The organism is Pseudomonas sp. AM14(2022), assembly GCF_036346455.1.
Taxonomy (GTDB): Bacteria; Pseudomonadota; Gammaproteobacteria; order Pseudomonadales; family Pseudomonadaceae; genus Aquipseudomonas; species Aquipseudomonas putida_A.
In genome coordinates this window covers 1-21,418 of sequence record NZ_JAOTNY010000016.1, presented here as the reverse complement: position 1 = coordinate 21,418, position 21,418 = coordinate 1, and the positions used below count along the sequence as shown (strand labels likewise).

Below are 21,418 nucleotides of genomic sequence, written 5' to 3'. Positions count from 1 at the left end.
CCCGCGCTCGCACTACGTGATTTATACGGCAACCGCCGACTCTTCGAGGAAGTCCTGGGCGAAGCGCTGCAACACGCCGCCGGCCTCGTAGATCGACACTTCTTCAGCGGTATCCAGACGGCAGGTCACCGGCACTTCAATGCGCTCGCCGGACTTGCGATGGATCACTAGCGTCAGGTCCGCGCGCGGGGTGCGGGCGCCGATCACGTCGTAGGTTTCGCTGCCGTCGATGGCCAGGGTATGGCGGTCGGTGCCCGGTTTGAACTCCAGCGGCAACACGCCCATGCCCACCAGGTTGGTGCGGTGGATGCGCTCGAAACCTTCGGCGACGATCGCTTCGACACCCGCCAGACGCACGCCCTTCGCCGCCCAGTCGCGGGACGAACCCTGACCGTAATCGGCTCCGGCAATGATGATCAGCGGCTGCTTGCGCTCCATGTAGGTTTCGATGGCTTCCCACATGCGCATCACCTGGCCTTCCGGCTCGACCCGCGCCAGCGAGCCCTGTTTGACCTTGCCGTTTTCCTGAACCATTTCGTTGAACAGTTTCGGGTTGGCGAAGGTTGCACGCTGCGCGGTCAAGTGGTCGCCACGGTGCGTGGCGTACGAGTTGAAGTCCTCTTCCGGCAGGCCCATTTTCGCCAGGTATTCGCCGGCGGCGCTGTCGAGCATGATCGCGTTGGAGGGCGACAGGTGATCGGTGGTGATGTTGTCCGGCAGCACTGCCAGCGGGCGCATGCCCTTCAGCGGCCGCGCGCCGGCCAGCGCGCCTTCCCAATACGGCGGACGGCGGATGTAGGTACTCATCTCGCGCCAGTCGTACAGCGGCGTGACTTTCGGGCCGGTGTCTTCGTGGACGGCGAACATCGGAATGTAGACCTGACGGAACTGCTCCGGCTTGACCGACGACTTCACCACGGCGTCGATTTCTTCGTCGCTCGGCCAGATGTCTTTCAGGCGGATTTCCTTGCCATCGACCACGCCGAGCACGTCTTTTTCAATGTCGAAACGGATGGTCCCGGCGATGGCGTAAGCGACCACCAGCGGCGGCGACGCGAGGAACGCCTGCTTGGCGTACGGGTGGATGCGGCCGTCGAAGTTGCGGTTGCCGGAGAGCACGGCAGTCGCATACAGATCGCGGTCGATGATCTCTTGCTGGATCACCGGATCGAGGGCGCCAGACATGCCGTTGCAAGTGGTGCAGGCAAACGCGACGACGCCGAAACCGAGTTGCTCCAGCTCCGTGGTCAGCCCCGCCTCATCGAGATACAGCGCCACGGTTTTCGACCCCGGTGCCAGCGAGGATTTGACCCACGGCTTGCGGGTCAGGCCGAGCTTGTTGGCGTTGCGCGCCAGCAGACCGGCGGCGATCACGTTGCGCGGGTTGCTGGTGTTGGTGCAGCTGGTGATGGCAGCGATGATCACCGCGCCGTCAGGCATTTGCCCCGGCACGTCATCCCACTGCCCGGAGATGCCTTTGGCCGCCAGATCCGCTACCGCCACACGGGCGTGCGGGTTGCTCGGGCCGGCCATGTTGCGCACCACCGACGACAGATCGAAAGTCAGGCCACGCTCGTACTGCGCGCCTTTGAGGCTGTCGGCCCACAGGCCGTTGAGTTTGGCGTACTGCTCGACCAGTTGCACTTGCTGGTCTTCGCGACCGGTGAGTTTCAGGTAGTCAATGGTCTGCTGGTCGATGTAGAACATCGCTGCGGTGGCACCGTATTCCGGGGCCATGTTGGAGATGGTCGCGCGGTCGCCGAGGGTCAGCGCCGAGGCGCCTTCGCCGAAGAACTCCAGCCAGGCGCCGACGACTTTCTGTTTGCGCAGGTATTCGGTCAGCGCCAGCACCATGTCGGTGGCGGTGATGCCCGGTTGCAGCTTGCCGGTCAGTTCGACGCCGACACTTTCCGGCAGGCGCATCCACGAGGCGCGGCCGAGCATCACACTCTCGGCCTCGAGGCCGCCAACGCCGATGGCGATCACGCCCAGCGCATCGACGTGCGGGGTGTGGCTGTCGGTGCCGACGCAGGTGTCGGGGAACGCCACGCCGTCGCGCACCTGAATCACCGGGGACATCTTCTCCAGGTTGATCTGGTGCATGATGCCGTTGCCGGGCGGGATCACGTCGACGTTCTTGAAGGCCTTTTTGGTCCAGTTGATGAAGTGGAAACGGTCTTCGTTGCGCCGGTCTTCGATGGCGCGGTTCTTCTCGAACGCCTGCTTGTCGAAACCGCCCGCTTCCACCGCCAGCGAGTGGTCAACGATCAGTTGCGTCGGCACCACCGGGTTGACCTGCGCCGGGTCACCGCCCTGCAGGGCGATCGCGTCACGCAGGCCGGCGAGGTCGACCAGTGCGGTCTGGCCGAGAATGTCGTGGCACACCACACGCGCCGGAAACCACGGGAAGTCGAGGTCGCGCTTGCGCTCGATCAGTTGTTTGAGGGAATCGCTGAGCGTGGCCGGGTCGCAGCGACGCACGAGGTTTTCCGCCAGCACGCGGGAGGTGTACGGCAGGGTGTCGTAGCTGCCGGGCTGAATCGCCTCGACCGCCGCACGGACGTCGAAATAATCCAGGGAACTGCCGGGCAGGTTTTTGCGGAATTCTGTGTTCATCGGGTCAGGACTCGGGTCACGGTAGTTTCAAAGGGTGGGCCGACACTGGTACTGAAATGGGCTCGGTCAACTGTGGGAGGGGGCTTGCTCCCGAATGCAGAGTGTCAATCAACGGATTTGTCGACTGACACACCGCATTCGCGAGCAAGCCCGCTCCCACATTGGCTCCCGGTTTATCCAGTTACCCGTGTGGCATGCCCACCATTCAGCGACGTTCGATTGGCACGAACTTGCGCTGTTCGACGCCGATGTACTCGGCGCTTGGACGGATGATGCGGTTGTTGGCGCGCTGTTCGAACACGTGCGCGGCCCAGCCGGTCAGGCGCGAGCAGACGAAGATCGGCGTGAACAGCTTGGTCGGGATGCCCATGAAGTGGTACGCCGAGGCATGGTAGAAGTCGGCGTTGGGGAACAGTTTTTTCTGCTCCCACATGGTCTTGTCGATGGCTTCGGAGACCGGGAACAGCACCTTGTCACCGACTTCGTCGGCGAGTTTTTTCGACCAGCCCTTGATCACCTCATTACGCGGATCGCTGTCCTTATAGATCGCGTGGCCGAAGCCCATGATCTTGTCCTTGCGCTCGAGCATGCCGAGGGTGCCTTTGATCGCCTCTTGCGGCGACGAGAAGCGCTCGATCATTTCCATTGCCGCCTCGTTGGCGCCGCCATGCAGCGGGCCACGCAGCGAACCGATAGCCGCCGTGACGCAGGAATACAGGTCGGACAGGGTCGATGCGCAAACGCGAGCGGTAAACGTCGAGGCGTTGAATTCGTGCTCGGCGTAAAGGATCAGCGACACGTTCATCACTTTGACGTGCAGTTCGCTCGGCTTCTTGTCGTGCAACAAGTGCAGGAAGTGGCCGCCGATAGTCGGCTCGTCGCTAACGCAGTTGATGCGTTTGCCGTCGTGACTGAAGCGATACCAGTAGCACATGATCGCCGGGAATGCGGCGAGCAGACGGTCAGTCTTGTCGCGCTGTTCGGAGAAGTCTTTCTCGGGCTCGAGGTTGCCGAGGAACGAGCAACCGGTGCGCATCACGTCCATCGGGTGGGCGTCGGCGGGGATGCGTTCGAGCACTTCTTTCAGTGCTTGCGGCAGGTCGCGCAGCTTGCTCAGCTTTTGCTGGTAGGCATCGAGTTGTGCACGGGTCGGCAGTTCGCCGTACAGCAGCAGGTAAGCCACCTCTTCGAACTGCGCGTCTGCTGCCAGTTCACGCACGTCGTAGCCGCGATAGGTCAGCCCGGCACCGGCCTGGCCCACGGTGGACAGTGCGGTTTGCCCGGCAACCTGGCCCCGGAGCCCGGCGCCACTGAGTACTTTTGCTTCGGCCATTGCTGTCTCCAATTTTCTTGAATTTGTAGGGGAAACGTGTGGGAGCGAGCCTGCTCGCGAAAGCGTCGTGTCAGTCACTTTGTTATTGCCTGACTCACCGCTTTCGCGAGCAGGCTCGCTCCCACAGGGGATCTTGTTCAGCCTTTCTTTTGTGCAAACAACGCATCGAGCTTCTGCTCGAAGGTGTGATAGTCGATACGATCGTAAAGCTCCATGCGCGTCTGCATGGTGTCGATGACATTCTGCTGGGTGCCGTCGCGGCGGATCGCGGTGTAGACGTTTTCCGCTGCCTTGTTCATCGCACGGAACGCCGACAGCGGGTACAGCACCAGCGACACGTCGGCGCCGGCCAGTTGCTCGGTGGTGTACAGCGGCGTCGAGCCGAACTCGGTGATGTTGGCGAGGATCGGCGCCTTCACGCGGTTGGCGAACAGCTTGTACATCTCCAGTTCAGTAATGGCTTCCGGGAAGATCATGTCGGCGCCGGCCTCGATGCACGCCGCGGCGCGATCAAGCGCTGATTCCAGACCTTCCACCGCCAGCGCGTCAGTCCGCGCCATGATCACGAAGCTGTCGTCGGTACGGGCATCGACGGCGGCTTTGATGCGGTCGACCATTTCCTGCTGGCTGACGATTTCCTTGTTCGGACGGTGGCCGCAACGCTTGGCGCCGACCTGGTCTTCGATGTGAATCGCCGCGGCGCCGAACTTGATCATCGACTTCACGGTGCGCGCCACGTTGAACGCCGACGAACCGAAACCGGTGTCGACGTCCACCAGCAGCGGCAGGTCGCAGACGTCGGTGATGCGCCGCACGTCGGTGAGCACGTCATCCAGGCCGGTGATGCCCAGGTCCGGCACGCCGAGCGAGCCTGCGGCCACCCCGCCACCGGACAGGTAGATCGCCTTGAAACCGGCGCGCTTGGCCAGCAGCGCGTGGTTGGCGTTGATCGCGCCGACCACCTGCAATGGATGCTCGCTGGCGACCGCATCGCGGAAACGCTGGCCTGGAGTGCTCTGCTTGGAACTCATGACTCACCTCGTTCAGTGGCTGTCTTATTGTCGGCGCCGTCCTGGTAATGACGGGCGATGTTGCGTTTCGAGGCGCCGATGTGGCGGCGCATCAACAATTCCGCGAGTTCGCCGTCACGGTCGGCGATGGCATCGAGAATCCGGTGGTGTTCGGCGAAGGCCTGACGCGGGCGGTTGGGCGTGGTGGAAAACTGGATGCGGTACATGCGCACCAGTTGATAGAGCTCGCCGCAAAGCATTTGCGTCAGCGTGCGGTTGCCGCTGCCCTGGATGATCCGGTAGTGAAAGTCGAAATCGCCTTCCTGCTGGTAATAGCCGACCCCGGCCTGGAACGCCGCGTCGCGCTCGTGGGTTTCCAGCACCCGGCGCAGTTCGTCGATTTCTTCGACGCTCATGCGTTCGGCCGCCAGCCGACAGGCCATGCCTTCAAGGGATTCGCGGATTTCGTAGAGTTCGAGCAATTCGGCGTGGCTGAGCGACACCACCCGCGCGCCGACATGCGGTACGCGCACCAGCAGACGCTGGCCTTCGAGCCGATGGATGGCCTCGCGCAGCGGCCCGCGACTGATGCCGTAGGTGCGCGCCAGCTCGGGTTCGGAGATCTTGCTGCCTGGGGCGATCTCGCCTTTGACGATGGCCGCCTGGATGCGCCGGAAGACGTTTTCCGAGAGCGTCTCGGAATCGTCGCCGCTGATGACCGGGGGATCGAGTTGATCCAGCATGATTGTCGACACCTTAAAATCCAATGCGGCAAAAACTAGCCAATTAGCCGGCATCAGTCAAAGGATAAATGGATATTGTCGACAATCGTCTAATAGCCCTAGGCAATCTCCCGCTGATCACTTAATCCCTGTGGGAGCGAGCCTGCTCGCGAAAGCGTAGTGTCAGCCAGCATCTGCCTGGATGAAGCACCGCCTTCGCGAGCAGGCTCGCTCCCACAGGATTACCCAAGGGGTATAGACCGGCGCGAGCGCTGGCGCCATAAAACCACCGTGCTAGAATGCCGCCCGCATTTGCTGGCCATTTGTACGGCTTGTCATAAAAAGCTGATAGGCACACGAAGGAGCTTGCGCAGTATTGCCAGGAACCTGAACCGAAAACGGAACGCTGCGCACCAGGATTTATGAGACTCAAGCCCTTCCCCACATTTTTTGCGCTGTTTTGCCTGCCCGGCCTCGCCGCGGCGGGGGAAAAAACCGTGTACGGCCTCAACGAATACGCATCGCTTGACGGCATCAATCTGCAAGTCGCGGCCAAACTCGACACTGGCGCCAAGACCGCCTCACTGAGTGCCCGCGACATCAAACGCTTCAAACGCAACGGCGAGTCCTGGGTGCGTTTCTACCTGGCGATCGACGCAGCGCATTCGCACCCGATCGAGCGGCCGCTGGCCCGGGTCAGCAAGATCAAGCGCCGCGCCGGCGACTACGACCCGGAAGAAGGTAAAAAGTACACCGCGCGCCCGGTGATCGAGCTGGATATCTGCATGGGCACGGCGTTGCGCAGCATCGAAGTGAACCTGACCGACCGAAGTGCGTTCCAATACCCGCTTTTGATCGGCTCCGAAGCCTTGAAACGCTTCGACGCGCTGGTCGACCCCAGTCTTAAATACGCTGCCGGCAAACCTGCCTGCACCATCGCCGCTCATACCGCCGAGTAATTTCCATGCGTTCTCTAACCTTCCACCTGAAAATCCTGATCACCATTCTGGTGCTCCTGGGCGTTTCGGTTACGGCCTATCAGATTTTCGTGCTCGGCATCCCGGTGACCGAAGATGCCACCGACGACCTGTGGAACATCGACGCCAAAGTCGAGTTCGTCGCCAGCACCAAGGATCCGGTGAAGGTCCAGATGTTCGTGCCGCCCCTGAGCCGCGATTACGTCAGCCTCAACGAAAGCTTTATCTCCAATAATTACGGCGTGGCGGTCAACCGTATCGACGGCAACCGCAAGGTCACCTGGTCGGCGCGCCGGGCCAAGGGCAACCAGACCCTTTATTACCGTCTGGTGCTGACCAAGCGCTACACCGCGGAAAAATCCAAGATCAAAGGCCCGACCTTCCGCGACAGCATCGCCATCGAAGGCCCGGAAAAAATCGCCGCCGAAGCCTTGCTCGCGCCGATCCGCCAGCACTCGGCCGACGTCGAGACCTTCATCGGCGAAGCCATCAAACGCGTCAACAACGCCAACGATGACAACGTCAAACTGCTGCTGGCCGGAGACCCGTCGACGCCGCACAAGGCGAAGATCGTCGAACTGCTGCTGTCCATCGCTCACGTGCCGGTGGAAAAAGTCCACACCATTCGCCTCGTCGCCGATCAGCCGCAAACCCCGGAACTGTGGCTGCGCAGTTTCAACGGCAACGACTGGCTGTACTTCAACCCGGAAACCGGCGAACAAGGCCTGCCGACCGACCGTCTGCTGTGGTGGACCGGTGATGAAAACCTGATCACCATCGAGGGCGCGAAGAAAGCCAACGTGACCTTCAGCCTGAACAACAGCGAGATGAACGCGATTCGTCTGGCCAAGCTGACCGACGAAAACACCGACGCCAACTTCCTCGAATACTCGCTGTACGGCCTGCCGCTGCAGACCCAGCAGACGTTCATGATCATGGTGATGATCCCGATCGGCGTGCTGGTGATCCTGATCCTGCGCAACCTGATCGGCCTGCAGACCCTTGGTACCTTTACCCCGGTACTGATCGCCCTGGCCTTCCGCGAAACGCAACTGGGCTTCGGCATCCTGCTGTTTACCGTGATCACCGCGCTGGGCCTGTCATTACGCTCGTATCTGGAACATTTGAAGCTGCAGATGCTGCCGCGTCTGTCGGTGGTGTTGACCTTCGTGGTGGTGCTGATTGCCGCCATCAGCCTGTTCAGCCATAAGCTCGGCCTGGAGCGCGGTTTGTCGGTGGCGCTGTTCCCGATGGTGATTCTGACCATGACCATCGAACGCCTGTCGATCACCTGGGAAGAACGTGGCGCCAGCCATGCCATGAAAGTGGCGATCGGCACCCTGTTCGCCGCCTCGCTGGCACACCTGATCATGACCGTGCCCGAGCTGGTGTACTTCGTGTTCACCTTCCCGGCGATCCTGCTGATTCTGGTCGGTTTCATGCTGGCGATGGGGCGTTATCGCGGTTATCGCCTGACCGAACTGGTGCGCTTCAAGGCTTTCCTGAAGAAGGCTGACGCCTGATGTTCGGTTTCTGGAAGACCTGGAAGGCCCTGGAGGCGCGGGGCATCATGGGCATCAATCGGCGTAACGCCGACTACGTGCTCAAGTACAACAAGCGCAGCCTGTACCCGATCGTCGATGACAAGATCATCACCAAGGAGCGCGCGATCGAGGCCGGCATTCATGTGCCGGAACTGTACGGCGTGATCTCCACGGAGAAGGAAATCGACAAGCTCGACGCGATCATCGGCGGGCGCAACGACTTCGTGATCAAGCCGGCTCAAGGTGCGGGCGGTGACGGCATCATCGTCATCGCCGACCGCTTCGAGGGCCGCTATCGCACGGTCTCGGGCAAGATCCTTGCCCATGAAGAACTCGAACACCACATCTCGAGCATCCTCACCGGCCTGTATTCGCTGGGCGGCCACCGCGACCGCGCACTGATCGAATACCGGGTGACCCCGGACCAGATCTTCAAGAGCATCAGCTACGAAGGCGTGCCGGACATCCGCATCATCGTGCTGATGGGCTATCCGGTGATGGCCATGCTGCGCCTGCCGACCCGTCAGTCCGGCGGCAAGGCCAACCTGCATCAGGGCGCCATCGGCGTCGGTGTCGACCTCGCCACCGGCCTGACCCTGCGCGGTACCTGGCTGAACAACATCATCAACAAACACCCCGACACCACCAACGCGGTGGACGGCGTGCAACTGCCCTACTGGGACGGTTTCATGAAACTCGCCGCCGGCTGTTATGAGCTGTGCGGGCTGGGTTACATCGGCGTGGACATGGTGCTGGACCAGGAGAAAGGCCCGCTGATTCTCGAGCTGAATGCGCGACCGGGGCTGAATATCCAGATTGCCAACGATTGCGGGCTGACCCAGCGTACGCATGCGGTCGAGGCGCATCTGGAAGACCTGAAGGCGCGTGGGGTGACGGAGTCAGTTGAAGAACGGGTGGCGTTTACTCAGGAGATGTTTGGGCATATTCCGGCGGTCGAGGGCTGATCCAGCACTGAGGCGCGGCTATCGCGAGCAGGCTCACTCCTACAGGGGAACGCATTCCAGATTGTAGGAGTGAGCCTGCTCGCGATAGCGGACTTACCGCCACTACAAGACTCAACCCTGCCCCCAATCTGCTCATCCCCGACATCCCCTCTAGGAGCAATTCCCTGAGAGGACTACAATCCCCACCCCGCCTCAATGGCCGATCTGCCCCGCCCATGTTGACCTGTTCCGTACACCCGCTACCCTACCGCGCCAATCCCGCCGACTACTTCGCGGCCATCCGCCATGCGCCCGGCGCCGTGCTGCTCGACAGTGGCCGGCCGAGTGCTGACCGTGGCCGTTATGACCTGCTCAGCGCCTGGCCGCTGGCACAACTGGCGGTGTTACCCGACGAAAGCGGCAGCCTGTTCCTGCAACGCCTGCGCGATAACCTGAGCCGTCTGGGCGAGGCGCAGCTGCCTGGCGAATATGACCTGCCGTTCGCCGGCGGCCTGATCGGCTACCTGAGCTACGACTTTGGCCGGCATCTGGAACACCTGCCGAGCCAGGCCCGGGATGATCTGCAACTGCCCGACGCGCGGTTCGGTCTGTACGACTGGGCGCTGATCAGCGATCACCAGACCGCCACCAGCCAACTGGTGTTTCACCCGTCACTGGCCGACAGCGAGCGGCAACGACTGATCGCGCTGTTCAGCCAACCGACTTCAGCGCCGCTGACGCCGTTCAAGCTGGACACGCCGATGACCGCCGATCTGTCGGCCGATGACTATCGCCAGGCGCTGGAACGCATTCATCAATACATCCAGGCCGGCGACTGCTATCAGGTCAACTTCGCCCAGCGTTTCCGCGCACCGTGTCAGGGCGATCCGTGGCTGGCCTATTGCGCGTTGCGCGAGGCCTGCCCGACACCGTTTTCCGGGTTTCAGAGCCTGCCCGACGGCGATGCGGTGTTGAGCCTGTCGCCGGAGCGCTTCGTCAAAGTCAGCCAGCGTCAGGTGGAAACCCGTCCGATCAAGGGCACCCGCCCGCGCGGCCTGACGCCCGCCGAAGACGCCGCCAACGCCGCCGAACTGCTGGCCAGCCCCAAGGATCGCGCGGAAAACCTGATGATCGTCGACCTGCTGCGCAACGACCTCGGCCGCACCTGCCGCATCGGCTCGGTGCGGGTGCCGGAGCTGTTCAGCCTGGAAAGCTATCCGAATGTGCATCACCTGGTCAGCAGCGTGACCGGTGAACTGGCCGAGGATCGCGATGCGCTGGATCTGATTGCCGGCAGTTTCCCCGGCGGCTCGATCACCGGCGCACCGAAGATCCGTGCGATGCAGATCATCGATGAACTGGAACCGACCCGGCGCGGTTTGTATTGCGGTTCGTTACTTTATCTGGACGTGCGCGGCGAGATGGACAGCTCCATCGCGATTCGCAGTCTGTTGGTCATGGATGGGCAGGTGTGTTGCTGGGGTGGCGGCGGGATCGTGGCCGATTCGGACTGGCAGGCGGAGTATCAGGAGTCGATTACCAAAGTCAGAATCCTCCTCGAAACCCTGCAAAACCTTTAAAAGCTTGAAAGCTTCGCGAGCAGGCTCGCTCCCACATTAGGAATGCATTTCCCTGTGGGAGCGAGCCTGCTCGCGAAAGCGTCCTTCCAGACGACTACAAACTCAACGCTCTGTTAGAAGCTTTGAGGAACTCCTGCTTCAACTCGGCAAACGTATGCACCGCCGGAAACTGCGGGAACTCGCGAATCACGTTGTCCGGCGCATGGAACAGAATTCCCGCATCCGCCTCACCCAGCATGCTCGTGTCGTTATACGAATCCCCCGCCGCAATTACCCGGTAGTACAGGCTCTTGAATGCCAGCACCGACTGACGCTTGGGATCTTTCTGACGCAATTGATAGCCGGTCACCCGCCCGCTGTCGTCAGTGATCAGGCGATGGCAGAGCAAGGTCGGGAAGCTCAGTTGCCGCATCAGCGGCTGGGAGAATTCGTAGAAAGTGTCCGAGAGAATCACCACCTGAAAGCGCTCGCGCAGCCAGTCAACGAACTCCACCGCGCCATCCAGCGGCTTGAGGGTGGCGATCACTTCTTGAATGTCCGAGAGTTTCAGGCCGTGCTCGTCGAGGATGCGCAGACGCTGCTTCATCAGCACGTCGTAATCGGGAATGTCCCGGGTGGTGGCCTTGAGGGATTCGATTCCGGTTTTTTCGGCGAAGGCGATCCAGATTTCCGGCACCAGTACCCCTTCAAGATCCAGGCAAGCAATTTCCACAAGACACTCCCGTTTGTAGTGATTATTGAGTCGAGCGAGCCCGAACTCTAGCGACTCCCCCGCCACCGCGCAACGCAGCGGGCACACCCTACTCCGCCGCTTTTTGTTACCATCGCCGCCATATAGAGCGCCCAGCGCCACCGACCTGTAGGAAGCCGCCCTGATGAGCCCAACGTTCGATGTCGTGGAACTCGCCACGACCTATGCCAACAAATCCGCCCAAGACATCCTGAAACTCGCGTTCGCCGAGTTCGGTGACGAGCTGTGGATATCTTTCAGTGGTGCCGAGGATGTGGTGCTGGTGGACATGGCCTGGAAGCTGAACAAGAACGTCAAGGTGTTCAGCCTCGACACCGGCCGCCTGCATCCGGAAACCTATCGCTTCATCGATCAGGTGCGCGAGCACTACAAGATCGATATCGAACTGGTGTCACCGGACTACACGAAGCTGGAACCGTTCGTGAAGGAAAAAGGCCTGTTCAGTTTCTACAAGGACGGCCATGGCGAATGCTGCGGCATCCGCAAGATCGAACCGCTGCGGCGCAAACTGTCCGGCGTCAAAGCCTGGGCCACCGGCCAGCGCCGCGACCAGAGCCCGGGCACCCGCAGCGCCGTGGCGGTGCTGGAGATCGACACCGCGTTCTCCACGCCCGAGCGCACCCTGTACAAGTTCAACCCGCTGGCGCAGATGACCAGCGAAGAGATCTGGGGTTACATCCGCATGCTCGAACTGCCGTACAACAGCCTGCATGAACGCGGCTTCATCAGCATCGGCTGCGAACCATGCACCCGCCCGGTGCTGCCGAACCAGCACGAGCGCGAAGGCCGCTGGTGGTGGGAAGAAGCGACGCAGAAAGAGTGCGGGCTGCATGCGGGGAATATCATCAGCAAGGCGTAAATCTCGCCCCAATGATGTCCACCCCTGTGGGAGCGGGCTTGCTCGCGAAAGCGGTCTGTCAGTCAGCGGATTTGTTGACTGGAAAGACGCCTTCGCGAGCAAGCCCGCTCCCACATTTGCTTCGTGGTGCCATGAAAAAATGTGTACACAAGAATGTCACCATCGGTGCCATTTATGTGTGCACTTTTTGCTTTCACGCCCTGAAAAGTTACATCCCTGCTGAATTCCCCTGCGCTCTGCCTCCTCCGCAAAATCCCTCGCAAAAAATAAATACCTGTTCAATCGGTCAATTTATAACCAATCATTTTCAAACACTTAGCGCTCATCGATAACTTTTCGAAATGAGCGCAGCGCTGCATAGATCGCTGACTGGCACAGATCTGGCTTTGGTGCATACATGTTTTGTATACAAAACTGCAAAACATCAATCCACACTTTCGATCCGCAAGCCTGAAGCGCCCTATCCCGTACAGGCTGCAGATGCCCCGTAACCAGTGATGCCTGCTGGCCGCGACGAAGATTTGTCGAGCCCTGAGCTCATGCACAGTCATCGCGGCCCCGCCCATCAGGAGCCTGCCGGAATGCGTACAAGTCTCTCCAACAACATCGCGCTGAATCTGCCCGCCTCTGCACTCGACCAGCCATTGCCCAACGCGGGTCTGGCCGAACCGTTACAACTGAGCCCGCGCCTGCACAACAGCGACCTGGCACCGACCCGGGCCGAAGGTCGGCGCTGGGGCAAATACAGCATCTTTGCCCTGTGGACCAACGATGTGCACAACATCGCCAACTACTCGTTCGCCATCGGGCTGTATGCGTTGGGCCTGGGGGGCTGGCAGATTCTGCTGTCGCTGGGGATCGGCGCGGCGCTGGTGTACTTCTTCATGAACCTGTCCGGCTACATGGGGCAGAAAACCGGGGTGCCGTTTCCGGTGATCAGCCGGATCAGTTTCGGCATCCACGGCGCGCAGATTCCGGCGTTGATTCGCGCGGTGATCGCCATCGCCTGGTTCGGCATTCAGACGTATCTGGCGTCGGTGGTGTTTCGCGTGTTGCTGACGGCGATTCACCCCGGGTTCGCCGATTACGACCACAACTCGATTCTCGGCCTGTCGACCCTGGGCTGGGTGTGTTTCGTGGCGATCTGGTTCGTACAACTGGCGATTCTCGCCTACGGCATGGAAATGGTCCGCCGTTACGAGGCGTTTGCCGGCCCGGTGATTCTGCTGACCGTCGCCGCCCTCGCCGTGTGGATGTACACCCAGGCCAACGCCACGATTGCCTGGTCGATCCGCGAACCGCTGAGCGGTGGCGAAATGTGGCGCAACATCTTTGCCGGCGGCGCCTTGTGGCTGGCGATCTACGGCACGCTGATCCTGAATTTCTGCGACTTCGCCCGTTCTTCGCCGTGCCGCAAGACCATCAAGGTCGGCAATTTCTGGGGCCTGCCGGTGAACATTCTGGTGTTCGCCGCTATCACCGTCCTGCTCTGCGGTGCGCAATTTCAGATCAACGGACGGATCATCGAAAGCCCGACCGAAATCATCGCCTCGATTCCCAATACGTTCTTTCTGGTGCTCGGTTGCCTGGCGTTCCTGATCGTCACCGTGGCGGTGAACATCATGGCCAACTTCGTCGCCCCGGCCTTCGTCCTCAGCAACCTGGCGCCGAAGTACCTGACCTTCCGCCGCGCCGGGCTGATCAGCGCGACCATCGCCGTGCTGATCCTGCCGTGGAACCTCTACAACAGCCCGCTGGTGATCGTGTACTTCCTCTCCGGCCTCGGCGCCCTGCTCGGCCCGCTGTACGGGGTGATCATGGTCGACTACTGGCTGATCCGCAGAGGCCGGATCAACGTCCCGCAGTTGTACAGCGAAGACCCCAACGGCGCCTATTACTACAGCCGTGGAGTGAATTTCCGCGCGGTGGCGGCGTTCATTCCGGCAGCGTTGATCGCCATCGTCCTGGCGCTGGTGCCGGGCTTCCACAGCATCTCGCCGTTCTCCTGGCTGGTGGGCGCCGGCATTGCCGCGATGCTCTACCTGATCATCGCCAAACGTCAGCCGCACTACGCCGACATCAGCGGCGAATCGATCGCCGTCGACAACGTCAGCCATTAACTTCCTCGCGGCCCGGATTTGGGCCGCTGAACTGCCCGCAATAAGGACTTCCCATGCGTATTCTTGTGGTCAACGTCAACACCACCGAATCCATCACCCAGGCCATCGCCCGCTCGGCGCAGGCCGTCGCGTCTCCCGGTACGGAGATCGTCGGCCTGACACCGTTCTTCGGCGCCGACTCGGTGGAAGGCAATTTCGAAAGTTACCTGGCAGCCATCGCCGTGATGGACCGGGTGATGTCCTACGACCAACCATTCGACGCGGTGATTCAGGCCGGCTACGGCGAACACGGTCGCGAAGGTTTGCAGGAACTGCTCAACGTGCCGGTGGTGGACATCACCGACGCGGCTGCCAGTACCGCGATGTTCCTCGGCCACGCCTATTCGGTGGTGACCACGCTGGATCGCACCGTGCCGCTGATCGAGGATCGGCTGAAACTCTCGGGCCTGTGGGATCGCTGTGCATCGGTGCGGGCCAGCGGCCTGGCGGTGCTGGAGCTGGAACACGAACCACAGCGCGCGCTGGAAGCCATCGTGCAACAAGCTGAACTGGCGGTGACTCAGGACAAGGCCGAGGTGATTTGCCTGGGTTGCGGCGGCATGGCCGGGCTGGATGAACAGATTCGTCGTCGCACCGGGGTGCCGGTGGTGGATGGCGTGACGGCGGCGGTGACCATTGCTGAATCGCTGGTGCGGCTGGGGTTGTCGACGTCCAAGGTGCGGACTTACGCGACGCCACGGCCGAAGCAGATCATTGGCTGGGCCGAGCGGTTTGCCCGGTAGACCGGGTTATCGCTCTTCGCGAGCAGGCTCGCTCCTACAGTGATCGGTGTTGCCCACAGATTTCGGGCACAACACTGTTCCTGTAGGAGTGAGCCTGCTCGCGATGGCCGCAACTCGGTCAAAAGCCAAACTCAGACAGCACTGAACCGCCGAGCCAACCCCCGCTCGGCAAACTGCTCAATCACAAAATCGACAAACGCCCGAGTCTTGCCCGGCAACAATTTATGCTCGGCGTAATAGATCGAAATGTTGCCGTCATCGATGTACCAGTCCGGCAGCACGCGTTGTAATGTGCCCGCCTCGAGATAACCCACGGCAAACGGCATGCTGACCAGCGCGATGCCCAGCCCTTGTGCTGCCGTAGCGCAGGCGGCTTCGGAGTCGCTCATGGTCATTCGCGTCTTGAGGGTCAAGGGCTGACAGAGCTGACTGCGGCCACTGATCAACTGCCAGGAGCGCACTCGACCGGTCTGCGGCGAACGAATCAGGATGCCATCGTGACGTTGCAGGTCATCCGGTTCGGCGATGGCTTCGTGCCTTTGCAGATAGTCAGCAGACGCCACCAACACGCGATGTGCGGGTGTCAACTTGCGTGCGACCACGCCTTGGGGCAATTCAAAGCCGCCGCCAATCGCCGCATCGAAACCCTGCCCAATCAAATCGACCTGACGGTTATCAAAATGCCAGTCAGGGTTGATCGCCGGAAACCGACGTAAAAACTCTTGCAGCAACGGCACGATGTACAAACGCCCGAATACCGTGCCCATGCTGACTTTCAACGTCCCCGCCGGCAGTCCTTCCACACTCGATAGATTGGCCACCGCATTCTGAATCGTCGTCAGACTGCCACTGACCTGACTCAAAAACAGCTTGCCGGCCTCGGTCAGGGTCAGGCTGCGTGTACTACGCTGGAACAGCCGTACACCGAGCCGCACCTCGAGCTTCGCCACACTCTTGCCGACGGCGGCCGGGGTCAGGCTCAAGCGCCGGGCGGCTTCGGCAAAGCTGCCGACTTCGGCGCTGCGCACGAAGCATTCGATACTGCTGAAAGTTTCCATGATCGCCACTATAAACTTCTGGTTTACACAGACTATAGCAATCATGGTCTACACGGTTGTCGATGCGAGGCCGATACTCGGCTCCAACAACAAGGCACCCCGCCTTGAATTCTCTGGAGATCGAACATGACCACTCAACACCTCAGCGGCAAAGTCGCTCTGATTCAAGGCGGTTCCCGTGGTATCGGCGCCGCCATCGTCAAACGCCTGGCCGCCGAAGGCGCCGCTGTCGCATTCACCTACGTCAGCTCCACCGCCAAGGCCGAAGAGTTGCAGAACAGCATCAACGCCAGCGGCGACAAAGCCTTGGCGATCAAGGCCGACAGCGCCGATGAAGCCGCAATCCGCAATGCTGTCAGCGCCACCGTCGAAGCCTTTGGCCGCCTGGATATTCTGGTGAACAACGCCGGCGTCCTGGCCATCGCGCCGCTGGAAGACTTCAAACTGGAAGACTTCGACCAGACCCTGGCGATCAACGTACGCAGCGTGTTCATCGCGTCTCAGGAAGCCGCTAAACACATGGGCGAAGGCTCGCGCATCGTCAACATCGGCAGCACCAACGCCGACCGCATGCCCTTCGGCGGTGGCGGGGTGTACGCGATGAGCAAATCGGCGCTGGTCGGCCTGACCAAAGGCCTGGCCCGTGATCTGGGCCCGCGCGGCATCACCATCAACAACGTGCAGCCCGGCCCGGTCGACACTGACATGAACCCGGCCCATGGCGATTTCGCCGAGAGCCTGATCCCGCTGATGGCTGTCGGTCGTTACGGCACCGCCGATGAAATCGCCGGTTTCGTCGCTTATCTGGTCGGCCCGGAAGCCGGTTACATCACCGGTGCCAGCCTGACCATCGACGGTGGTTTTGGCGCCTGATTGCGCTGAATCCCGGATACAAAAAACGCCGCGCCTCCTTACAGAGGGCGGCGTTTTTTTATCGGCGCTTATTGGCTGATCAAGCCCATTCCAGCGCCGGCAAACCGCAGGCACTCGGGGTGAACGCCTTGAGCGTGCGCAAAATCCCGTCGGCATGCGCGTATTTTTCATCGGCCATGGCCGCGTCGGGAATCGCGATGGCCGTCATCCCCGCCGCTTTCGCGGCGGTGACGCCAAACGGCGAATCCTCGAACACCAGACAATCCTCAGGCGCGACGCCCAGACGCCGGGCGGCGGTGAGGAAGATGTCCGGCGCCGGTTTCGCCGCACCGACTTCCGGGTCATCGGCGGTGACGATGAAATCGAACAGCGCAAACCAGTCTCGATGCAAGGTGGTTTTCTGGCCGAACGACTGCCGCGACGAACTGGTGCCCACGGCGATCGGAATGTTGTGCGCCTTGAGGTGGCGAATCAGCTCCTCCGCGCCGGGCATCGCCTGGGCCTTGGGGAAGCGTTCGCGCATCAGCGGTTCGCGGATCAGCAGAAACTCTTCGGCGCTGATCGGCAGATCCAGCGCCTGCACCACGTAGTTCGCCAGATCATTGGCGCCACGACCGATGATGTTCTGTTTAACGCTCCAGTCGAAGGTCCGCCCGTAACGCTCGGCAATGAGCGAGGTGACCTCGGTGTAGATGCCTTCGGTGTCCAGCAGCAAACCGTCCATGTCGAAAATCACGGCCTTGATCGGGCCAAACGTCTTCATCGGTGCATTCATCATCGGATCCGTTATCAAAAACATCCCGGGCGGCCCAGCCGGCGCCGCTACGCGGATCTGATTAATGGGTTCAGCAGCATAGCGAGGCCAGCGGACATTGAGCAACGGGCAATGTTTACGGGCGGTGGAATGACTCGCTGACATTTAGCGAAATGCCCTACAGATAACGCCTACTTTCCCGACTTCTTTCCATGTTGATCCCCCGCAAAGTCCGCGCACCTCTTTCATGTGCGCGAGTGCTTGCGAATGTTCCAAACCGATCGGCTCCTGGCCCTGAACAACAGCATCGGCCTGCTGGTGGTTGCCGCCCTGAACCCGCAACACCCGGACTTCGAAACGCTGATCCGCGAGTTTCGCCTGTGCCTGAACAACTACGAGGCCTGGGCCGAGCAGTTCTGGACGGGTACGGCACTGGATGTCGAGCAGGTGTTCAAGGTCGGCGACGACGTGCACCTCAGCGCTCCGGTCAAATCCCGCCAGCCGATCCAGACCCCGGTGGTCATGTGCCCCGCCAGCGGCCCGTTGACCTTGGTGCACCTGTTCGAGGCGGCGCGCTTCGTACCGATCGGCGATACCCCGGTGTTGCTCGAACCGGTGATCGGCGAAGTCGACGGGGTATTGAGTTTCGGTGAACCGCTGCGCCATACCATCGGCCCGAGCGGCATTCTGGAAGTGCGCGACTGCGACCGGGGCCAGCGTTATCGCATCACCTTCTTTCCTGATGTGTCCAGCGCCCATATCCAAGCGCTGTACGCCTCCTATGAAGAGATTCTGGACGGGCTGGAGGTCTGGCTTCGCCAGGAGTGGGACGGGTTTCAGCCGCTGTGGGCGGAGTTTTCCGGCGCCGGTTTGGCTGATCGTTACCAGCAGCTGCAACAGGCCGACTGGCGCGGTTTCGAGAAAGCCCTGCACGACATCTGGGATGACGTTAAACAGCTGTTTGCCCTGCTCGCCGACCTGCAGGCCAACAGTGAAAAACTCCTGCAGTATTTGAGCGATGTCGAGTTGCAAGCGCTGCTCGAAGCCTCCGGCGAGGCCATCGCCAATGGCTTGCTGATCCTCAGTGACGAGCCGTTGCTGTTTATCCATCTGGCGGCGTTTAGCAGTTGGTTGAAGATGCTGCCGCCGCAGTACCTGGCGGAAGTGGTGGCTGAAGTCCGGGTCGAGTTGTTGATCAGCTTTTTGCTGATGCGCGTTTGCGGCGGCGTTGGCGTGCCCGTGCGACTAAGCAGCAAGGTGCTGAGCAAGATCAAGTCGCCCCGGGCGCGGCAATGGCTGGCCGCATCGGCGTTGCGCCTGAGCGAACTGACTTCCCCTGCAGATCTGAACAAGCATGCGGGTGCGTTGAAGCCATTGATGGTCAATGCACGCAATGTGTCTTTGAAGCCGACACCAGCGATCCCTCTGAACATTCGCCAGGCCGACTCGGTCGTGCTGAGTGTTCCGAATCCGGCGCCGATGGCGCGGGAAAAGTCGCGGAACACCACCCGGATGGATCGTCACGAACCCCGCGACGATGCTTCGAACCAGGCCAAAAACCCCAACGGCGACAGCGCCGACTGCGCGCCGCTGACCTGCACCAACGGCTGTCCGGTGTCGATGGTCACCGGCGAAGAACTGCTGACCCTGACCGACGGCACGCTCGATGGCTTGCTGCCGTTCGAATTCACCCGGCTGTACCGCACCAGCGCGGTGGAGATCGATGTCGGGCTGGGGTTTGGCTGGAGTCACTCGCTGGCGCATCGGCTGGAGTTCGATGGCGAGGGGGTGATCTGGGTCGATCACGAGAACCGCCGCACGCGGTTTCCGTTGCCCAGTGTGGAGCGCCCGGCGATTCACAACAGCCTGTCGCGGGCAGCGATTTTTCTCGGGGATGAACCGGAGGAACTGATCCTCGCGCTGGCCGGGGATGCGGCGCGGTTTTATCACTTTCGTGCCGGGCGGCTGGTGGCGATCAGTGATGCGTATGGCAATCGTCTGATCGTTTCTCGCGATCATCAGCAGCGGATTGTCCGCCTGGACAATGGCGCGGGTCAGTCGTTGTTGTTGCGCTACGACCGGGCGCATCTGGTCGCGGTTGATTACCAGGTGTTGGAGGCTGATGGCTGGCGCACCGAGCAGACGCTGGTCAGTTATTGCTACGACGCGCGTCAGCGGTTGTTGGCTGCGACCAACGCGGTCGGTGACAGCGAGCGTTACGACTACGACGATCAGCACGTCATCCTGCAGCGGCAACTGACCGGCGGCGCGAGCTTTTTCTGGGAATGGGAGCGTTCCGGCAAAGAAGCGCGTTGCGTGCGGCACTGGGCGTCGTTCGCGCAGATGGACACCCGTTACGTCTGGGCCGATGACGGCAGCGTCGCGGTGCACTACGTCGATGGCAGCGAAGAAACCTACGTCCACGACGACAGCGCACGGCTGGTGCGCAAGGTCGAGGCCGATGGCGGTGAGCACCTCAAGGCTTATGACGATCAGGGCCGGCTGATCGCCGAGCAGGATCCGCTGGGCGCGGTCACCGAATACCGCTACGACGACATCGGACGGCTGATCGCGCTGCTTCCGCCGGACGATGAGCCAACGTCCTACGAGTACCGCAACGGTTTCCTGCACAGCCGTTCTCGCGGCGAGGCGGTGTGGACGTTTCGGCGCAACGCCGAGGGCGATGTCACCGAGGCGGTCGATCCCGACGGTCAGGTCACCCATTACTACTACGACACGCGCGGGCAGTTGCTGTCGATCCGCTATCCGGACAGCAGCCGGCACAAGTTGTCGTGGAACGACCTCGGGCAACTGATCGAGGAAACCCTGCCCGACGGTGGTGTGCGGCGCTTTTCCTACGACGAGCGGGGGCGACGGACGACCACTTGCGACGAATACGGCGCGATCACCCGTCAGCAGTGGGATGCGGTTGGCCGACTGGTTCAAACGACATTTCCTACAGGCGCCACTCGCGCCTACAGCTATGGCGCTTACGGCCAAGTCACTGCCGAACGCGACGAACTCGGGCGCATCACCCGCTACGAGTATGACGACGACCTGCATCTGGTCTCGCGCAAGATCAACCCCGACGGCACGCGGGTGCAGTACCGCTACGACCATGCGCAGTTGTTGCTCACGGAAATCGAGAACGAATCCGGGGAAAAGTACCGGCTGGACTACACGCCAACCGGATTGATCCGACAGGAAACCGGCGTCGATGGTCGGCGCACCGCTTACGCCTACGACCGCAACGGGCACCTGCTGGAAAAGACCGAGTTCGGCGATGACGGCTCGACGCTGGTCACCGCCTACGCGCGTGATGCGGCCGGGCGCTTGCTGCTGAAAACCCTGCCCGACGGGGTTGAGGTGGCTTACACCTACGACCGCCTGGGTCGTTTGACCGGGGTTGATGACGGCCAGCAACATCCACTGGCCTTCGAATACGACCTGCAGGATCGGCTGATCACCGAGCATCAGGGCTGGGGCACCCTGCGT

At 61.4% G+C, this 21,418-nt stretch carries 16 protein-coding genes; 9 read left to right on the top strand and 7 right to left on the bottom strand.

The window, feature by feature from the left end:
* Positions 1-21 precede the first annotated feature (21 nt).
* The 4 genes from acnD to V3W27_RS24315 all read right to left on the bottom strand — a co-directional run bounded on the left by acnD (position 22) and on the right by V3W27_RS24315 (position 5,699).
* Positions 22-2,616, bottom strand: a complete 2,595-nt coding sequence (gene acnD / locus V3W27_RS24330; RefSeq protein WP_330207741.1) for a Fe/S-dependent 2-methylisocitrate dehydratase AcnD — start codon at positions 2,614-2,616, stop codon at positions 22-24.
* 205 nt (positions 2,617-2,821) lie between these two features.
* Positions 2,822-3,949, bottom strand: a complete 1,128-nt coding sequence (gene prpC, locus V3W27_RS24325) for a bifunctional 2-methylcitrate synthase/citrate synthase (RefSeq protein WP_098967946.1) — start codon at positions 3,947-3,949, stop codon at positions 2,822-2,824.
* Between the two features lie 137 nt (positions 3,950-4,086).
* A complete protein-coding gene (prpB, locus tag V3W27_RS24320; RefSeq protein WP_330207740.1) occupies positions 4,087-4,980 on the bottom strand; it encodes a methylisocitrate lyase in 894 nt (297 codons plus the stop codon).
* The gene (locus tag V3W27_RS24315) at positions 4,977-5,699 is read right to left on the bottom strand and encodes a GntR family transcriptional regulator (RefSeq protein WP_169432611.1); all 723 of its coding nucleotides are present in this window, start codon (positions 5,697-5,699) and stop codon (positions 4,977-4,979) included. Before V3W27_RS24315 ends, prpB begins: the two co-directional genes overlap by 4 nt.
* A gap of 404 nt (positions 5,700-6,103) precedes the next feature.
* Here V3W27_RS24315 and rloA point away from each other — a divergent pair, with 404 nt between their 5' ends.
* From rloA to pabB, 4 genes are all read left to right on the top strand, one after another.
* Positions 6,104-6,640, top strand: coding sequence for a retropepsin-like aspartic peptidase RloA (gene rloA / locus V3W27_RS24310; RefSeq protein ID WP_025110318.1), 537 nt, complete (start codon positions 6,104-6,106; stop codon positions 6,638-6,640).
* A gap of 5 nt (positions 6,641-6,645) precedes the next feature.
* Positions 6,646-8,181: an osmotic stress tolerance membrane protein RloB gene (gene rloB / locus V3W27_RS24305; RefSeq protein WP_150369800.1), complete on the top strand. Its 1,536-nt coding sequence runs from the start codon at positions 6,646-6,648 to the stop codon at positions 8,179-8,181.
* On the top strand, positions 8,181-9,167 hold the full coding sequence (locus V3W27_RS24300; protein WP_115990341.1) for an alpha-L-glutamate ligase-like protein: 987 nt from the start codon (positions 8,181-8,183) through the stop codon (positions 9,165-9,167). Before rloB ends, V3W27_RS24300 begins: the two co-directional genes overlap by 1 nt.
* Before the next feature lie 215 nt (positions 9,168-9,382).
* Positions 9,383-10,726 (top strand): aminodeoxychorismate synthase component I, encoded by a 1,344-nt coding sequence (gene pabB, locus V3W27_RS24295; RefSeq protein ID WP_330207739.1) that lies wholly within the window; start codon positions 9,383-9,385, stop codon positions 10,724-10,726.
* A 94-nt stretch (positions 10,727-10,820) separates the two neighbouring features.
* On the opposite strand, the gene thrH is transcribed toward pabB, so the two are convergent.
* Positions 10,821-11,438 (bottom strand): bifunctional phosphoserine phosphatase/homoserine phosphotransferase ThrH, encoded by a 618-nt coding sequence (gene thrH, locus V3W27_RS24290; RefSeq protein WP_330207738.1) that lies wholly within the window; start codon positions 11,436-11,438, stop codon positions 10,821-10,823.
* 163 nt (positions 11,439-11,601) lie between these two features.
* Here thrH and V3W27_RS24285 point away from each other — a divergent pair, with 163 nt between their 5' ends.
* The 3 genes from V3W27_RS24285 (at position 11,602) to V3W27_RS24275 (ending at position 15,238) form a co-directional block, all read left to right on the top strand.
* Entirely contained in the window at positions 11,602-12,336 is a 735-nt protein-coding gene (locus V3W27_RS24285; protein ID WP_003223260.1) for a phosphoadenylyl-sulfate reductase, read from the top strand.
* Between the two features lie 581 nt (positions 12,337-12,917).
* Entirely contained in the window at positions 12,918-14,456 is a 1,539-nt protein-coding gene (locus V3W27_RS24280) for an NCS1 family nucleobase:cation symporter-1 (protein ID WP_330207737.1), read from the top strand.
* A gap of 53 nt (positions 14,457-14,509) precedes the next feature.
* Positions 14,510-15,238, top strand: coding sequence for an aspartate/glutamate racemase family protein (locus V3W27_RS24275; protein WP_027613303.1), 729 nt, complete (start codon positions 14,510-14,512; stop codon positions 15,236-15,238).
* A gap of 131 nt (positions 15,239-15,369) precedes the next feature.
* On the opposite strand, the gene V3W27_RS24270 is transcribed toward V3W27_RS24275, so the two are convergent.
* Positions 15,370-16,296, bottom strand: a complete 927-nt coding sequence (locus V3W27_RS24270) for a LysR family transcriptional regulator (RefSeq protein ID WP_330207736.1) — start codon at positions 16,294-16,296, stop codon at positions 15,370-15,372.
* Positions 16,297-16,422: 126 nt separating this feature from the next.
* On the opposite strand from V3W27_RS24270, the gene V3W27_RS24265 reads away from it, so the two are divergent.
* On the top strand, positions 16,423-17,169 hold the full coding sequence (locus tag V3W27_RS24265) for a 3-oxoacyl-ACP reductase family protein (RefSeq protein ID WP_330207735.1): 747 nt from the start codon (positions 16,423-16,425) through the stop codon (positions 17,167-17,169).
* Between the two features lie 79 nt (positions 17,170-17,248).
* Here the strand turns inward: V3W27_RS24265 and V3W27_RS24260 are convergent, their stop codons facing one another.
* Positions 17,249-17,944 carry an HAD-IA family hydrolase gene (locus V3W27_RS24260; RefSeq protein WP_027613306.1) on the bottom strand — a complete coding sequence of 232 codons (696 nt, stop codon included), beginning with the start codon at positions 17,942-17,944 and terminating at the stop codon, positions 17,249-17,251.
* 246 nt (positions 17,945-18,190) lie between these two features.
* Here V3W27_RS24260 and V3W27_RS24255 point away from each other — a divergent pair.
* On the top strand, positions 18,191-21,418 hold a 3,228-nt coding region (locus V3W27_RS24255; RefSeq protein ID WP_442962676.1), incomplete at its 3' end, for a DUF6531 domain-containing protein.

What these genes read in the sequence shown, in the direction of transcription:
- prpC (WP_098967946.1), bottom strand. Translation starts at nt 3,949, where the DNA reads ATGGCCGAAGCAAAAGTACTCAGTGGCGCCGGGCTCCGGGGCCAGGTT.
- rloA (WP_025110318.1), top strand. Translation starts at nt 6,104, where the DNA reads ATGAGACTCAAGCCCTTCCCCACATTTTTTGCGCTGTTTTGCCTGCCC.
- prpB (WP_330207740.1), bottom strand. Translation starts at nt 4,980, where the DNA reads ATGAGTTCCAAGCAGAGCACTCCAGGCCAGCGTTTCCGCGATGCGGTC.
- V3W27_RS24280 (WP_330207737.1), top strand. Translation starts at nt 12,918, where the DNA reads ATGCGTACAAGTCTCTCCAACAACATCGCGCTGAATCTGCCCGCCTCT.
- V3W27_RS24270 (WP_330207736.1), bottom strand. Translation starts at nt 16,296, where the DNA reads ATGGAAACTTTCAGCAGTATCGAATGCTTCGTGCGCAGCGCCGAAGTC.
- pabB (WP_330207739.1), top strand. Translation starts at nt 9,383, where the DNA reads ATGTTGACCTGTTCCGTACACCCGCTACCCTACCGCGCCAATCCCGCC.
- V3W27_RS24260 (WP_027613306.1), bottom strand. Translation starts at nt 17,944, where the DNA reads ATGAATGCACCGATGAAGACGTTTGGCCCGATCAAGGCCGTGATTTTC.
- V3W27_RS24275 (WP_027613303.1), top strand. Translation starts at nt 14,510, where the DNA reads ATGCGTATTCTTGTGGTCAACGTCAACACCACCGAATCCATCACCCAG.
- acnD (WP_330207741.1), bottom strand. Translation starts at nt 2,616, where the DNA reads ATGAACACAGAATTCCGCAAAAACCTGCCCGGCAGTTCCCTGGATTAT.
- V3W27_RS24300 (WP_115990341.1), top strand. Translation starts at nt 8,181, where the DNA reads ATGTTCGGTTTCTGGAAGACCTGGAAGGCCCTGGAGGCGCGGGGCATC.
- V3W27_RS24285 (WP_003223260.1), top strand. Translation starts at nt 11,602, where the DNA reads ATGAGCCCAACGTTCGATGTCGTGGAACTCGCCACGACCTATGCCAAC.
- rloB (WP_150369800.1), top strand. Translation starts at nt 6,646, where the DNA reads ATGCGTTCTCTAACCTTCCACCTGAAAATCCTGATCACCATTCTGGTG.
- V3W27_RS24265 (WP_330207735.1), top strand. Translation starts at nt 16,423, where the DNA reads ATGACCACTCAACACCTCAGCGGCAAAGTCGCTCTGATTCAAGGCGGT.